This is a genomic window from Paracoccus sp. MBLB3053 (assembly GCF_031822435.1).
GTDB classification, from domain to species: domain Bacteria; phylum Pseudomonadota; class Alphaproteobacteria; order Rhodobacterales; family Rhodobacteraceae; genus Paracoccus; species Paracoccus aurantius.
Window position 1 is genome coordinate 179,705 of record NZ_JAVQLW010000002.1, and the last position, 13,256, is coordinate 192,960.

Here is a 13,256-nt window from a genome sequence, read left to right on the forward strand (position 1 = left end):
GGGGCCTGCGGGCTCGGCATTGCGGAGGGCGTGCGCGACATTCGAGACGGCTCCTTGCATGAAGCCATTCCAGATTATCGCGACAGTCAGGTGCGATCTTGCACGTTTGCCCGCGACTTTGAACAATCGTACCGCAGCGGCCGTGTCAGCGGACGCGTTGACGCCATCTGCCCGGTGGCATGCCCTCGGCCCGGCGGAAGATGCGGGTGAAATGGCTCTGGTCCGAGAAACCGCAGCTCAGCGCGATATCGGCCAGCGACAGGTCGCTTCGAAGCAGCAGGCGCCGGGCGTTTTCCAGCCGCTGGTTCAGCAGCCATTGATAGGGGGTCACCCCGGTGGCGTTGCGAAAGGCGGAAAAGAAATGGTTGCGCGGCAGATTGAGTTCGCGGGCGATCCCGGACATCGAGGCCTGTCCCTCGCTTCGATCGGCGAGCATTTCCAACGCCCTGAGGATCGCCGGCGGCGTCAGTGGCCGGACCGGGGACGCGTCCGAGCGCTCATGGGCGTGACGGCGCAGCAGATGGCTTGCGATCACCGTTTCCATCTGCTCGAGGTAAAGCGCATCGGTGCCGTCGGGGCAGGCGAGCGCTGGCAGCAGCGCGCGGGCGAGGTTTTCCAGCACGTCGTCGCGCGCGCCCAGCAGGCGGTCCAGATCCTGCCGCGCCACCTGGCCGGTATAGGTTTCCGCGTGGTCGAGAAAACCCTTGTCCAGTTCGATCAGGAAAAAGTCGAAGGAGCCGTTGAACTCGGCCTCGTAGCTGGAAGAGAAATCGCGGATATAGATGTCACCGCGGTCGAAGGTCTGGTTGCGGGGCCTGTTAGCTTCGCGCACGCGCCGGTGGTGGCCGTTTGTGAGAGAGACGCCAATCAGCAACCCGCGGTCGGAGGCTGGTGTTTGAACATGATTGCGGAAATTCCCACTCGCTGTCTTGCGGCGAAAGACCATGTCACGGGAAAAGGCGGCCTGATCGACCAACAGTTCAGCGGTCGAACAGCCGAGAGAATCCTTGCCCCTGGAACCGGGGCGGTCCTCAGCTGCGGTATCCTTCAGCAACGACATTTTGCCATCCTTTCGGTCAACCGGTCAGGCCGTCACATCTCAGCGATTATGCACCATCAACCTGTGTCTGTCGCAGGAAAGGGCTACGACCATGCTTCGAACTTACGTCGTGCCGTGCGTTCAGGCTTTCGCATAGCACCAATACCTCCGGATGTATCGATCTCCGTGAGGCCCTGGAATTCTGACCGGCCGACACGTCCCTGTTCGGATACCAACGGGAACCTTACAGAGGCGGAGCTTGCAGGTCCGGCTGTGCCGAACTTCTGCCGGCGCTTCTACCAACTCGTCGAATGGCGAGTAGGCGGTTCTTGTCGGCCAGGCTCACGGCGGTCTTGTTCTGGATGTGTCGCGGGATCGTGCGACAGCCGCCGCGATCCTTTCTCACTTGTCGTCATGATCCGTTGGATATGCGAGATCGCGAAACTGCGCGCGCATGTGAAGCAGCTAGACCGGCTCAAGCACCTTGTGCAGCATTTGGCGCGCGCGGCTGACGCGGCTTTTGACCGTGCCGATATCGCAATTCATCACGCGTGCCGCCTCGCGGTAGCTTTCGCCCAGGGCACCGACAAGAACGATTGCTTCACGATAATGCGCCGGCAGATCGCTCAGGGCGGATTTCATTTCAAGAACCTGCATATGCCAATCCTGGTCCGCCTCTATTCTAAGTTGTTGCGCCACGCAATCCACCTCTCCGGTCCGTTCGCGGGCGGATTTGCGGCAACTGGTATAGAAGCGATTGCGCATGATCGTGAAAAGCCAGGCGCGCAAGTTGGTTCCGGGCCGAAAGCTGTCGGAATAGTCAATGGCGCGCAACAGGGTTTCCTGAACGAGATCCTCGGCATCAGGAACCGAGCGGCAAAGAACGCGAGAATAGGCCCGCAGGGCGGGGATCTGTTCAACGACTTCATCCTTCATGGGAGACCTCCTCGGTATCCACCAAGGAAAAAGCTGCGGTGGTCGTTCCCGGTTCCGCCTCTCTGCCAAGTCGGCCAAATCCTGCGCAAGGCGTCGCTGGGATCAGTCGCGCGGCTTCTCCAGTGCCTTTGCCAGTCGCTCGGCCAATTCGCGCAATCCCGACGAGACCGGCTCATTGCGGGTTTGCTCAAGAAGTGAAGCGAGCGCCTTGTCCAGTTCGGGCCCGAGCCCATCATCCTTTTCATGCATTGGACAGCCCATTTCCTCCCTTTCGAACCAGTGAACCATAATGCCGATCGAATGTGCCAGGATATGGGCGGAAACACTGTCACGAACACGAGAAGGTTACAGCAGAAACGCAGCTGACAAAACTGTTGCATGGCTGGGCGGGAACCCAAGCTTCCACAACATACCCAATGCGGGATCATCCTGTGCCCGAGCGGGTCTTTCGGGTTCCTGAAGCGGCAATTCTGGCGGCAAGGCTGGGGCTTCCAATCCATCGCCCCACTCAGGCATATCTGTCTGAAGTGGAAATGGCCCAGATGATCCGCAAGGGACGGCTTGCCCTGGGCGGCAGCTTGGCCCTTCCATTTCACGGCTTCTGTGGGATCAGTCCAGACAGACCCTTGTCACGGGGCGCCGTTGGCGCTGACCGGATTCGGCGTGGAGGGCCTTGCCTGAGCGGTGTTCACGTTGGCCGAAGGTCACATCCCTGTCTGCATTTCCCTTCGCAACGCCTCGGCCATCCGCCGGAATGCATTTGCCACAGCCAGTTCCAGCGCCAGCCCGTCGGTTTCCACCGCGCCGGGATCTTCCTGGCCATCTTGCAAGATTTGTCGCGCTTCCAGCCAATCCAGAATTTGCTGCAAAGCGTCGCGGTCCACAATCGCAGGCAATGCAGCGATCAGTTTGTCGCAGGCCATCCGCTCTGCATCTGTCCTGATCTGCAGGTCCGTCATGGGGTGGTTCCTTTCGGGTGGGTGTTTCGGTCGAGCCGGGCCGGGGGCAACGCTGAATAATAGGCCGCAAGGTTCTCGATTTCCGCATTGGTCAGATCGCGTGCGGCCAGATGCATCAGTTGCTCAAGTTCACCGCCGCCGCGCGGACCGTCGCGCCAAAGCAGCAATTGGCGCCGAAGATAAGGCCCATGCTGGCCAGCAAGCGCCGGAAATGCCGTGTTCAAGGGTGCGGGCCATGGCCCGTGGCATGCGCGGCATGACGGCACGGAACCGCGCCCCCGCGCGGCAAGTTCCGCCCCCGGTCCGGTCATCGTCATCTTTTCGGCCGTTTCCTCTGGCTCATCGAAGCTCGACGACAGTTGTGCGATGGTCGCGTCGTCCAGACGGGATGCCGCCTGCGCCATGATGCCACTGTCACGCCTGCCATCGCGATAGGCGTGCAGGCTTGACGCGATATATTCGGGCGACAGGATATCCAGCCGCGGGATAAGCGTGTTTCGCGATGCTCCCCCGGCGCCATGACACATGCTGCATGCGCCCTGCGCCGGGCGACCGGTCAGAAGATCGTAGCTTGCGCTGTCCATCTGTGCGGCTGCGCGCAGGAAGGCCACGACAGGCCAGACATCGTCCTTGCGCACGGCAGGCCATGCCGGCATCCCGGTCATCTTGGCCCCCTGATGGATGATCCAGTGCAACTCGCTGGGGTTCCAGGCGCCGGCGAGGGATTGCAAATGCGGTGGGGCGGGCTCCATCGCGCGGATCGTGGCGGATTGCGGCGCCCCAGGGCGACCGTGGCAGATACGGCAGGCCTGCTCGTAATGGCCAGCCCCCAGCGCGATCATTTCAGGCGTGTCGAGCCTTTCCGGCGCGTGATCTGCGGCCCGCATCGCCACCGAATTGCGAAAGATCGTGTGAAATACCCATTCAACTGGCGCGAAATGTCCCTTGCGGGCCGAGACGTTGTAAAGTCCAAAGCCGATGACCAGCGCCAACGCGAGCAACCCTGCCACAGCAAGCACGCCAAGCGTGAGGGTGACGCTGAAGCCGTCGATCCGGGCCAGCAGGCGGCGCAAGCGGGTCATGCGGATCGCTCATTGAGCGCCGAGGCGGTCAGGCTCAGCCCGGCAAGAAGATAGATCGGCGTGCCGATCCCCAGCATGATGATCCCGCCCAGTTGCTGCCCGCGAAGGTCGGGCGCGGTTCCGCAAAGGGCTGCGTAAAGATCGCGCGGCGCAAGGATCAGGATCGTGCCCAGCAGCGTCATGTGCATCGACGTCAGCAGCAATCCGACGGCGCCCGCCAGCGCTCCACCACGCTGCCACGCGCCCGCCCAGACGGCGATTCCGGCCACCAGGAACGAAGCCTGTTCGACGATCAGCGCGATGCCTTGCTGACGGCTGGCAGCGTGGAGAAGCGGCATATGGGCAGCCCACACGATGACGGCCTCGAAAGCCGCGGCGGCCAGAACCGGAGGGGCGATGCGTGAGAAGAAGGGCCAGCCCAGCACGACAAGTGGTGCGGCGATTGCGACGAGGCCCATATGACGGATCATATGGCCCGGAAACGGTCCAAGAACGCCTGGCCAATCTGGCAGCCACAGGATCGCTAGGACAAGGGCAGCGGCGATCCGGAAGGTCATCGGCAGTCACCCACGAACAGAACGGGCAATGTGACGAAAGCGACCGCTATGAACGAGACAATTGCCAAGAGCAGCCCCGCGTGGCCCAGAAACTCGCGTCGCGCGGTGGCCGTCGGATGCTCATGGACATGGTCCCCGTCGTCGAGGAAATCCCATTGCCGCCATGCAAGCACAGCTTGCCAAAGGATCAACACCAACGCGACGGCGGTCATCGCAACGATCCCCCCACGTGCCCAGACATAGGGCGCGGCCTTGGCGCAAACGATCGCGCCCCAGCCATAGACGCCCACGAAATGCAGCGCCCAGATCACCGGCGGGATGATCATGTGCCACAGGCTGCGATGACGGTGCGCCATCACATCGCCCTCGGGGCCAAGGCAATCATCGCACAGGCGGTGAGGCAGGTCGCGATCAGGAAATGCCAGTAGAGCGTGGTGTTCCACAGATCCGCGTCGTAACGCGGGGTCATGCGTCCGGCCAGGCTGCGCGCCAGGCAATAGCCCTGCATCAACGCGCCGCAAAGTACATGAGCCACAGTCCAGACCACCAGCGCGCAGACCATCGCGGGATAGACATGAGTTTGCGGGGCCAGATGCAGGATGGCGGCGATCATCGCGCCACAACCACCAAGCGCCAGGACCGGCCCTGCCAGCAGCAATCTGCGCGCGGCTACGACGCGGCTCGCCGCGTTCAGCCCCCGCGCCAGCCGCGTCGCGCCCCATGCGGCCGACAGCAGAAGCGCCGCGATCAGGATCGCCCCCGCATCGGCATGGGAACTGCCCGGCGGCGGGAAATCGGGCCGCGCCGTCCAGTAGAAGAAGACGCCGAAGACCAGGCTGGCGAAGCCCGTCGCATCGCCCAGCATGGTGATGAACACAGCCCACCAGCCTGGCGCCTTGCGCCCAGAAACGTAGGTCGGCAGCCGCAAGCCCAACCCGGCGGCCTTCATCGGGCGCTCGGGGATGCGCGCGGTCGCGGTCCACAGCCACCACATGATCGCCGCGATGGCAAAAAGCCCGCAGATGAAGGCGGCCGCATAGATCTTGAATGTCGGCAGGATAAAGGCCCCGCCGGTGAAGATCGCGGCGATCAGGGGCGCCCATCCCGGTCCGCTGAGCCGTGCGATATGCTGTGGTTCGGCATCCACCGCCGAGGTGATCATCGTCTCGCGCAGGCCCTCGGCTGCGTCGGGCAGGTAGAAACGCCCCGCATCCATCCGCGTCACCAATTCGGGCTGGTCCCATAAAGGATAGCGTGAGGTCACAAAGGGCAGGGAACGTACGCCCCATGGCTCGTCCGGGACGTCATGTGTCCATTCAAGTGTTCCGGCGGCCCAGGGGTTGCGGGGGGCATGCGGCTGGTGGCCCTTGGGCCGGACCAGATCCCAGACAAAGACCAGAATGCCCAGGGCGAGAACAAAGGCCCCGAGCGTCGAAATCAGGTTCAGCGCATTCCAGCCCAGGTCGCCCTGATAGGTATAGACCCGGCGCGGCATCCCCAGCAGGCCAGTCAGGTGCATGGGCAGGAAGCAGATGTTGAAACCCGAGAAGCACAGCCAGAAGGACCAGTGGCCCAACCGGTCGGACAGATTTTTCTTCATGATCACGGGGAAGAAGTAATAGACTCCGCCGATCACCGGAAAGACCATGCCTCCGAACAGCGTGTAATGCAGATGGGCCACGACGAAATAGGTGTCATGCACCTGCCAGTCGAAGGGGGCCAGAGCCACCATCACGCCGGTCAGCCCCCCGGCGGTGAATATCGCGACGGCCCCCGCGATCCAGAGCATCGGCAGGATCATCCGCACCCGCCCGACCATCAGCGTCGCGAGAAAGGCGAATATCTGAACTCCGGTCGGAATGACCACGGCTTCGGAGGCGGCTGAAAAGAAGCCCAGGGACAAGGCCGGAAGGCCCGTGGTGAACATGTGATGCACCCAGAGCCCGAAGCTGAGGAAACCCGTCCCCACGGCCGATAGCACGATCCAGCTATAGCCCGTGATAGGGACACGCGCCGCCGTCGGCACGATCATCGCGGCAATCGCGATCGAGGGCAGGAAGACGATATAGACCTCGGGGTGGCCGAAGATCCAGAACAGGTGCTGCCACAGCAGCGGATCGCCGCCACGCTCGGGGTCGAAGAAGGGCCAGTCGAGTGAGCGCTGCAACTCGAAAAGGAAATCCCCGGCGATCAGCGGCGGAAATGCGAAAAGGATCATCCCGCCTACGACCAGCACATACCAGGCATAAAGCGGCATCAGATTGACGCGCATCCCGGGCGGGCGGCATTTGATGACGCCGACGATCAGTTCGACCGCCGCCGCAATCGAGGCGACCTCGATGAAGGACAGACCCAGTAGCCAGATATCGGCGCCGATCCCTTCGCTTTCCGTTGCGAGCGGCGGATACATGAACCAGCCGGAATTGGGCGCGGTGTCGAACAGGACCGAACCCATGACGAACGCGCCGCCGATCAGGAAACACCAATATCCATAGGCCGAAAGCCGCGGAAAGGGCAGGTCGCGCGCGCCAAGCATTGCTGGCAAAAGCAGGATCGAGATGGCTTCGAACATGGGAACGGCGAAGAGGAACATCATCGCCGAGCCATGCATCGTGAAGAACTGGTTGAACCGGTCGGAATCGAGAAATCCGTTTTCCGGCACGGCAAGCTGGACGCGCATCAACAGTGCCAGCATTCCCGCCCCCAGCATGAAGGCCAAGGCCGTCATCGCGTACCATTTGCCGATATGGGTATTGTTCACGGCAGTGAGGTGCCGCCAGCCGCGCGGAGTTGCCCATGCCTTGCGCAATCGCTCGGCCTGAGCGCGCGACAGGTCGGGATCGACGGGCGCGGCCAGCATCTCGGGGGTGGGGGGCCAAACGCCCTGCGTCGGGCCGTCGAGAATGCCCGAGCTTGCGCGGGCTTGGGGAAAATCGCTCGCGCTCATTCCAGACCCTCCAGATAGGTTGCAAGATCGGCAAGATCGGCTTCCGGCAGGTGGCTATAGGCGGGCATGCGCGCACCCGGTTTGATCTTGGCAGGATCGCGAAGCCAGTCGATCAGCGCGGACCTTTCCATCGGCAGGCTTGCAGCCGCCAGCGAGCGCCGCCCGCCCAGATGGGTCAGGTCCGGCCCGGCCTGCCCCTGCGCCGGAGTGCCCCGTATGGTGTGGCAACCGCCGCAGCCCTCGCGCAAGAAGATGTCGTGCCCGCGCCCCGCCTCGGGGCTTGAGGGCTCGGCTGCAGGGTCTGCCTGCGCTTCCAGCCAAGCCGCGAAATCCTGTGGTTCCATCGCGACGCCGATCAGCGCCATGCGGGCATGGCTTTCGCCGCAGAATTCGGCGCATTGGCCGCGATATTCACCGGTCGCGATGGGTTCAAGCGACATCCGCGTCGTCCGGCCCGGGATCATGTCGGTCTTGCCGCCGAAGGCGGGTATCCAGAAGGAATGGATATATTCGCTGGCTTCAAGCACAAGTTCGCTTCGGCTGCCTGTGGGCAGGCGCAGTTCGTTCGCACTCGCGACGGGCGCGCCGTCACGCAGATATTCGACCCGCCACCACCAGCTTTCCCCCGTCACGCGCACGGTAAGGCCGCTGCCCGCTTCGCGCTGGCGGGGCATCTCGCGCAGGGCAAAGATCAGCAGCCCGCTCAGCAACAAGGTGGGCATGACGATGCCGCCGCCAATGATCAGCGCTTCGGCCAGACGCCGGGAATGTGGGCGCGGGTTCAGTCGGGCGATGTACAGCATGAGACCGTTCACCGCGAGCCACAGCACCACCGCGCCCGAAAGAAGAACCCAGAACAGTCCGGCCAGCACCTCGGCATCCCGCCCAGCCGGATCCAGAACCGATTGCGGACCCTTGCAACCGGCGACGAGCAGCGCGCAAAGCCACGCTGCCAGGCGGATGCTATCGAGGCGATACGGCACTGGGTTGACCATGATATCCCTGTCGGCAATCAAGGTCACAACGATCCGGACGCGAAAAAGTGCCCCGTGTTGCTCCGCTTATTGCATCGGGGGCGCGCTTGCTCGCATGTCGGTGCCGACGGGCGCGTCAATGACCGCGCCGTCCGCAGGAGCCACGCGCCAGACCGTGTTGCCGGCATCATCCGCGATCAGCAGCGCGCCGGTGCCGTCGATGCCCAGCCCGACGGGGCGCCCGCGCGCGACGTCACCATCCAGAAACCCCGTTACCACATCCTGCGGCTTGCCGGCGGGGCTGCCGTTCTCGAACGGTACATAGACGACCTTGTAGCCGTTGAAATGATTTCGGTTCCAGCTGCCATGCTCGCCCACGAAAGCGCCATTGTCATAAGGCGCGGGCATGGCCGAGCCCTCGGTAAAAGCTAGCCCCAGCGCCGCGACATGGCTCGACAGCGCGTAATCCGGGGCGATGGCCTTTTCGACCATGTCAGGTCGTTTCGGCCTGACCCGGCGGTCGACATGCTCGCCATAATAGCTATAGGGCCAGCCATAGAACGCCCCTTCCTGAACACTGGTCATGTAATCCGGCACCAGATTGGGGCCCAGCTCATCGCGTTCGTTCACCACGGTCCAAAGCACGCCTGTCTCGGGGTGAAAGGTCAGCCCGTTCGGATTGCGCAGACCCGAGGCATAGACCCGGCTTGCCCCCGTCGCGCGATCGATCTCGAGGATGGCGGCGCGGCGTTTTTCGGCCTCCATGCCGTTCTCGGCAATGTTGGAATTGGACCCGACCGAGGCGTAAAGCAGCCGTCCGTCCGGGCTCAGCGCCAGATCCTTTGTCCAGTGGTGGTTGATCGGCCCGCCCGGCAGCGGGGTGAGGACGCGCGGGGCCTCGGTGATCTCGGTTTGCCCCAACACATAGGGATAGGCCAGAACGGCGCCGCTTTCGGCGACATAGAGCGTGTCATCGATCCAGGCGACGCCAAAGGGTGAATCCAGCCCGGTCAGCAGGTCGCTGCGTTCATCGACCGTGCCGTCGCGGTCGGTGTCGCGCAACAGGGTGATCAGGTTGCTTTCCTTCTGCGCGCCTCCACCGCCGCCATGAGCCATCGCCATGATCCAGCCCCGGACAAAGTCCTTGGGTCGCGATTTGGGCTTGCCCTCTGGTGCACGGGACTGCACCGCCAACACATCCCCATTGGGCAGTGTGTGGACCGTGCGCGGATTGACCAGATCCCTGGCATAGGCGGTGATCGTCAGCCCGTCCGGGACGTTGGGGGTCTGTCCTTCGGACCAGCCGACGACTTCGGCCACCTTCAACTGCGGCCACAGGCTGATGTAATCCGGCTCTGGCAGAACGGGATCGGGGCCGGTCTGGCTGAGCGTGTCGAAATCATCCTGCGCTTCCCCGGCGGTTGCCAGGACCAGCGTGCAGCTAACGGCAAGGACGAGGCGGGCGGAATTTGCGGTAAAGGTCATGGTTGCCTCCGGCCTCGGCGGGCGTTGCGGCCCGAGAGAAACCCCGAGGCCAACATCAGAAACACGGTCACAATGGAAAGCGCGATGCCCCACGGCACCACCGCCGTCCAACCGTCCCCGGCATGGATGACGCTGTTCACGAATGCCGCGATCAGGATGGCAACCGCAAGCGCCATCCCCCGCCAGTGCGCGCCCCACCAGCCCATCATGAGGCCGAGCAGCCACCACAGAACGGCCATCGAACCGCACAGCAGACCAGCAGCCAACAGCCATGACGAGAAGTTTTGCCATAACAGGTTTTCGCTTCGCCAATAGGCGACATCGCACAGGAGTGTCAGGCTGAAGCAGGCGATGGGAAACGCCCACAGGACCGCGATCAGCCGTGAGCGGATCGGCGGCACGGGCAGGTCAGCTTGCCAGGACGACATGGCAGAACTCCTCTATCGTGATGGTGGTTATGGCTACCCAAGCGCACCCCTGCTTGTTCCCCCATTCACCAAAATTTCATTGGAGATAGGCGCGGGAACAGATCGCATCGCCGAAGGTTTTGTCGCAAACGGAGTGTTCTGCATGGCGAGCGACCAACCCAGTCCACGCCGACTGTCGCGCGCGTCGATCGTCATCGTCGCGATCTTGTTTGTCACCGTCATCGTGTTCTTCGGGGGCCGATTGCTCTGGCATGCCGATGAGCTGACCGAGGATCCGCAGAGCCTGCAAGCACCAGACCAGCAACAATAGTGACAACGCGGGCAGCCCGCCACGGGCCTCGAACGATGTTCGGGCGAGCGGTTGAACAAACCACCACGGAACAATCCGACGCGGCGGATTGTTGACCCGTTGATCGTCAGGGCTCGCGCACTGACCCGGCAAAACGGGAGAGATTATATGACCCAGCCCCTTGGCAACGGCACCTGGATTCTTCTGGCGGACGGGGAAAAGGCCATTTTCCTGGTCAATGAGGGGGATGCGCAGAATCTCTCTCTGACCGTTCAGCGCGAGATGTCTCAGGACAATCCTCCGGACCGCGACCAATCCGCCAACCGCCCAGGCCGGCAGCACCAGAGCGTGGGTCCGGGTCGCTCTGCCTATGAGGATACCGACTGGCACGAGCTTGCCAAAGAGCGTTTCGCAGGGCACCTCGCTGAAATCCTATACGAAAAAGCGCATAAATCTGCCTTCCAGCGCATCGTGCTCATCGCAGCACCGCAGGTTCTTGCCGAACTGCGCGTCAAGATGCACAAGGAGGTGGCCGACCGCGTCGTCGCCGAAATCCCGAAGGTGCTGACCAACCATCCGCTTCCCGAGATCGAGAGCCTGCTCATGGCCCAGTTTTCGCAAGAATAGGCGCATGATGAAGGCCACCCTGATCCTGAGCGGAATCCAGCCGGTCGCCGGTTCGGTCACGCTCACGCCGACCGGTTTTGTCTTTGCTGTTGAACGCATGATCCTGCCCCGGGGCGAGATGCCACGCGACCTCGTCGCGACCTTGCATCTGGCGCAGGGCGAGGCCCATCAGGTGCATATCGAGAACGTCAATGTCTCGCGCATCGAGAATGAGCTCGATGAATGGTGCTATCGCGGCCGCATCATGCTTCGCGCCGAAAACGCGCCGGAGCCCTAGTCACTGCGGCTCAGGGACGATTTGCCCGCCAGCAAGGCAAACCGTTCCACAATATGCTCACCCAGACGATCAGGCAGGAACAACCAGCCACCCGAGCAGGTTGAACAGTGCATCGATGATTGATGTGGTTTCAATTCGAGGTAGCAATGGCCGGGCGATTGATCGTCATTTCAAACCGCATTCCCATGGGTGAGACGGTGTCCGGCGGGCTTGTCGTAGCGCTGCATGATGCCCTGGGCTGCGCCGGAGGGATCTGGATCGGCGCGCATCCCGAAACGGGTGCGGGCGACGACGCGGTCGAAGAACTGGGCACCGCACCTTATCGCCGCCTGGCCTTTCGCCTGACCGAGGAAGAGCAGGCAAATTATTATCTCGGCTATGCCAATTCGGTGCTATGGCCGCTATGCCATCGACGCGGCGATCTGGTCGAGATGCGCTCGGAATATCAGGCCGCCTATCAGGCAGTGAATGCCCGCGTCGCGCGCATCGTCGCGCGCATTGCCCGCCCTGATGATCTGATCTGGGTACATGATTATCATTTCCTGCCTCTGGCCACGGAAATGCGCGCGCTTGGCTTGCCCAACCGGATCGGCTTTTTCCTGCATATCCCCTTTCCCGCTCTTGGGGATCTGTCTGTCCTGTCTCAGCCCGAGCGCTTCGCCGATGATCTGGCGCATTACAACCTGATCGGGCTGCAAACCCGCGGCGATGTGGCGCGCTGTCTGGAAATGTTCCGCGCCGATCCACGAGCCGAGTTCATGCCCGACGGCAGCATCAAGTTCCGCGACCGCATCACCTCAGTGCGCTCTTTCCCGATCGGCATTGACACTGCAGGTTTCGCCGCCGATGCCGCGCAAGAGGCCGTTAATCCCTTTGGGCGCGAGAGCCCCGGCCGATTCATCATCGGGGTTGACCGGCTCGACTATTCCAAGGGCCTGCCCAACCGGTTTCGCGGCTTTGCCCGATATCTGGAAAACCGGCCCGAGGGCGTGCGCCCCTGTCTTGTCCAGATTGCGCCGCCGACCCGCCAGCAGGTGCGGGCCTATCAGGACATCACCCGCGAGTTGGAAGAGATCGCGGGCCATGTAAATGGCGCCTTTGCCGAATTGGACTGGACCCCGTTGCGTTATATCCACCGCGCGGTGCCTCGGGTCGAGCTGGCCCGGCTTTACCGCAAGGCCAGCGCCTGCCTGGTGACATCCTACGCTGACGGAATGAACCTTGTCGCGAAAGAGTTCGTGGCCGCGCAGGATCCGGAAAATCCCGGCGTGCTGCTGCTCTCGCGCTTTGCCGGGGCGGCCGAGGACATGACCGATGCCCTGCAGATCAACCCCTATGATGTTGAGGACGTGGCGGCGGCAATCGGTGCGGCGCTGGAGATGCCACTGGAAGAACGCCGGAAAAGGCACGAAGCCTGTCTTGAGGTGGTCCGGAAAACCGATGTCACGAACTGGTCGACAGATTTCCTGCGCGTTCTGATGACTTGCACGCCGTCCTTTGATTTTCCGGATTTTCATGCCTATCGCGCGGCCTTCTGATCAGGTCCTGCGGCCAACCGGGGTCATGCGCCGTGCGGCCCGAGCTCGCCACTGACGCGGCGGTGCGGGGCGATCCTGACCCAGGCCCGACCCAGATTGTGCGATGTGCTCGGGAAGG

The 13,256-nt window shown here is 62.8% G+C and carries 15 protein-coding genes; 4 read left to right on the plus strand and 11 right to left on the minus strand.

Annotated elements, in window-relative coordinates; all coding sequences use genetic code 11:
* Positions 1 to 145 precede the first annotated feature (145 nt).
* From RGQ15_RS15055 to RGQ15_RS15105, 11 genes are all read right to left on the minus strand, one after another.
* Complete coding sequence (locus tag RGQ15_RS15055) at positions 146 to 1,060, minus strand: helix-turn-helix domain-containing protein (RefSeq protein ID WP_311161326.1); 915 nt, start codon at positions 1,058 to 1,060, stop codon at positions 146 to 148.
* A 444-nt stretch (positions 1,061 to 1,504) separates the two neighbouring features.
* Positions 1,505 to 1,975, minus strand: coding sequence for a sigma-70 family RNA polymerase sigma factor (locus RGQ15_RS15060; RefSeq protein ID WP_311161327.1), 471 nt, complete (start codon positions 1,973 to 1,975; stop codon positions 1,505 to 1,507).
* 102 nt (positions 1,976 to 2,077) lie between these two features.
* Positions 2,078 to 2,224: a hypothetical protein gene (locus RGQ15_RS15065; RefSeq protein WP_311161329.1), complete on the minus strand. Its 147-nt coding sequence runs from the start codon at positions 2,222 to 2,224 to the stop codon at positions 2,078 to 2,080.
* 455 nt (positions 2,225 to 2,679) lie between these two features.
* Positions 2,680 to 2,934 carry a hypothetical protein gene (locus RGQ15_RS15070; protein ID WP_311161331.1) on the minus strand — a complete coding sequence of 85 codons (255 nt, stop codon included), beginning with the start codon at positions 2,932 to 2,934 and terminating at the stop codon, positions 2,680 to 2,682.
* Entirely contained in the window at positions 2,931 to 4,016 is a 1,086-nt protein-coding gene (locus tag RGQ15_RS15075; protein ID WP_311161333.1) for a c-type cytochrome, read from the minus strand. The genes RGQ15_RS15070 and RGQ15_RS15075 overlap by 4 nt, the downstream gene beginning before the upstream one ends.
* Complete coding sequence (locus RGQ15_RS15080) at positions 4,013 to 4,573, minus strand: cytochrome c oxidase assembly protein (RefSeq protein WP_311161334.1); 561 nt, start codon at positions 4,571 to 4,573, stop codon at positions 4,013 to 4,015. Before RGQ15_RS15080 ends, RGQ15_RS15075 begins: the two co-directional genes overlap by 4 nt.
* Positions 4,570 to 4,929 (minus strand): hypothetical protein, encoded by a 360-nt coding sequence (locus RGQ15_RS15085; RefSeq protein ID WP_311161335.1) that lies wholly within the window; start codon positions 4,927 to 4,929, stop codon positions 4,570 to 4,572. The genes RGQ15_RS15080 and RGQ15_RS15085 overlap by 4 nt, the downstream gene beginning before the upstream one ends.
* Positions 4,929 to 7,520: a cytochrome c oxidase subunit I gene (ctaD, locus tag RGQ15_RS15090; protein WP_311161337.1), complete on the minus strand. Its 2,592-nt coding sequence runs from the start codon at positions 7,518 to 7,520 to the stop codon at positions 4,929 to 4,931. Before ctaD ends, RGQ15_RS15085 begins: the two co-directional genes overlap by 1 nt.
* On the minus strand, positions 7,517 to 8,515 hold the full coding sequence (locus tag RGQ15_RS15095) for a cytochrome c oxidase subunit II (RefSeq protein WP_311161339.1): 999 nt from the start codon (positions 8,513 to 8,515) through the stop codon (positions 7,517 to 7,519). Before RGQ15_RS15095 ends, ctaD begins: the two co-directional genes overlap by 4 nt.
* Positions 8,516 to 8,581: 66 nt before the next feature.
* Positions 8,582 to 9,979, minus strand: coding sequence for a PQQ-dependent sugar dehydrogenase (locus tag RGQ15_RS15100; protein ID WP_311161341.1), 1,398 nt, complete (start codon positions 9,977 to 9,979; stop codon positions 8,582 to 8,584).
* Positions 9,976 to 10,407 carry a DUF2231 domain-containing protein gene (locus RGQ15_RS15105; RefSeq protein ID WP_311161343.1) on the minus strand — a complete coding sequence of 144 codons (432 nt, stop codon included), beginning with the start codon at positions 10,405 to 10,407 and terminating at the stop codon, positions 9,976 to 9,978. Before RGQ15_RS15105 ends, RGQ15_RS15100 begins: the two co-directional genes overlap by 4 nt.
* On the opposite strand from RGQ15_RS15105, the gene RGQ15_RS15110 reads away from it, so the two are divergent.
* The 4 genes from RGQ15_RS15110 (at position 10,406) to RGQ15_RS15125 (ending at position 13,138) form a co-directional block, all read left to right on the plus strand.
* Positions 10,406 to 10,717, plus strand: coding sequence for a hypothetical protein (locus tag RGQ15_RS15110; RefSeq protein WP_311161344.1), 312 nt, complete (start codon positions 10,406 to 10,408; stop codon positions 10,715 to 10,717). The genes RGQ15_RS15105 and RGQ15_RS15110 overlap by 2 nt on opposite strands.
* Positions 10,718 to 10,864: 147 nt before the next feature.
* On the plus strand, positions 10,865 to 11,323 hold the full coding sequence (locus RGQ15_RS15115) for a host attachment family protein (protein ID WP_311161346.1): 459 nt from the start codon (positions 10,865 to 10,867) through the stop codon (positions 11,321 to 11,323).
* Positions 11,324 to 11,327: 4 nt separating this feature from the next.
* On the plus strand, positions 11,328 to 11,600 hold the full coding sequence (locus RGQ15_RS15120) for a hypothetical protein (RefSeq protein WP_311161347.1): 273 nt from the start codon (positions 11,328 to 11,330) through the stop codon (positions 11,598 to 11,600).
* 146 nt (positions 11,601 to 11,746) lie between these two features.
* On the plus strand, positions 11,747 to 13,138 hold the full coding sequence (locus tag RGQ15_RS15125; RefSeq protein WP_311161349.1) for an alpha,alpha-trehalose-phosphate synthase (UDP-forming): 1,392 nt from the start codon (positions 11,747 to 11,749) through the stop codon (positions 13,136 to 13,138).
* Positions 13,139 to 13,256 lie beyond the last annotated feature (118 nt).

Excerpts from the sequence above, each read along its gene's own strand:
- RGQ15_RS15055 (WP_311161326.1), bottom strand. The coding sequence starts at position 1,060 with ATGTCGTTGCTGAAGGATACCGCAGCTGAGGACCGCCCCGGTTCCAGG.
- RGQ15_RS15060 (WP_311161327.1), bottom strand. The coding sequence starts at position 1,975 with ATGAAGGATGAAGTCGTTGAACAGATCCCCGCCCTGCGGGCCTATTCT.
- RGQ15_RS15065 (WP_311161329.1), bottom strand. The coding sequence starts at position 2,224 with ATGCATGAAAAGGATGATGGGCTCGGGCCCGAACTGGACAAGGCGCTC.
- RGQ15_RS15070 (WP_311161331.1), bottom strand. The coding sequence starts at position 2,934 with ATGACGGACCTGCAGATCAGGACAGATGCAGAGCGGATGGCCTGCGAC.
- RGQ15_RS15075 (WP_311161333.1), bottom strand. The coding sequence starts at position 4,016 with ATGACCCGCTTGCGCCGCCTGCTGGCCCGGATCGACGGCTTCAGCGTC.
- RGQ15_RS15080 (WP_311161334.1), bottom strand. The coding sequence starts at position 4,573 with ATGACCTTCCGGATCGCCGCTGCCCTTGTCCTAGCGATCCTGTGGCTG.
- RGQ15_RS15085 (WP_311161335.1), bottom strand. The coding sequence starts at position 4,929 with ATGGCGCACCGTCATCGCAGCCTGTGGCACATGATCATCCCGCCGGTG.
- ctaD (WP_311161337.1), bottom strand. The coding sequence starts at position 7,520 with ATGAGCGCGAGCGATTTTCCCCAAGCCCGCGCAAGCTCGGGCATTCTC.
- RGQ15_RS15095 (WP_311161339.1), bottom strand. The coding sequence starts at position 8,515 with ATGGTCAACCCAGTGCCGTATCGCCTCGATAGCATCCGCCTGGCAGCG.
- RGQ15_RS15100 (WP_311161341.1), bottom strand. The coding sequence starts at position 9,979 with ATGACCTTTACCGCAAATTCCGCCCGCCTCGTCCTTGCCGTTAGCTGC.
- RGQ15_RS15110 (WP_311161344.1), top strand. The coding sequence starts at position 10,406 with ATGGCAGAACTCCTCTATCGTGATGGTGGTTATGGCTACCCAAGCGCA.
- RGQ15_RS15105 (WP_311161343.1), bottom strand. The coding sequence starts at position 10,407 with ATGTCGTCCTGGCAAGCTGACCTGCCCGTGCCGCCGATCCGCTCACGG.
- RGQ15_RS15115 (WP_311161346.1), top strand. The coding sequence starts at position 10,865 with ATGACCCAGCCCCTTGGCAACGGCACCTGGATTCTTCTGGCGGACGGG.
- RGQ15_RS15120 (WP_311161347.1), top strand. The coding sequence starts at position 11,328 with ATGATGAAGGCCACCCTGATCCTGAGCGGAATCCAGCCGGTCGCCGGT.
- RGQ15_RS15125 (WP_311161349.1), top strand. The coding sequence starts at position 11,747 with ATGGCCGGGCGATTGATCGTCATTTCAAACCGCATTCCCATGGGTGAG.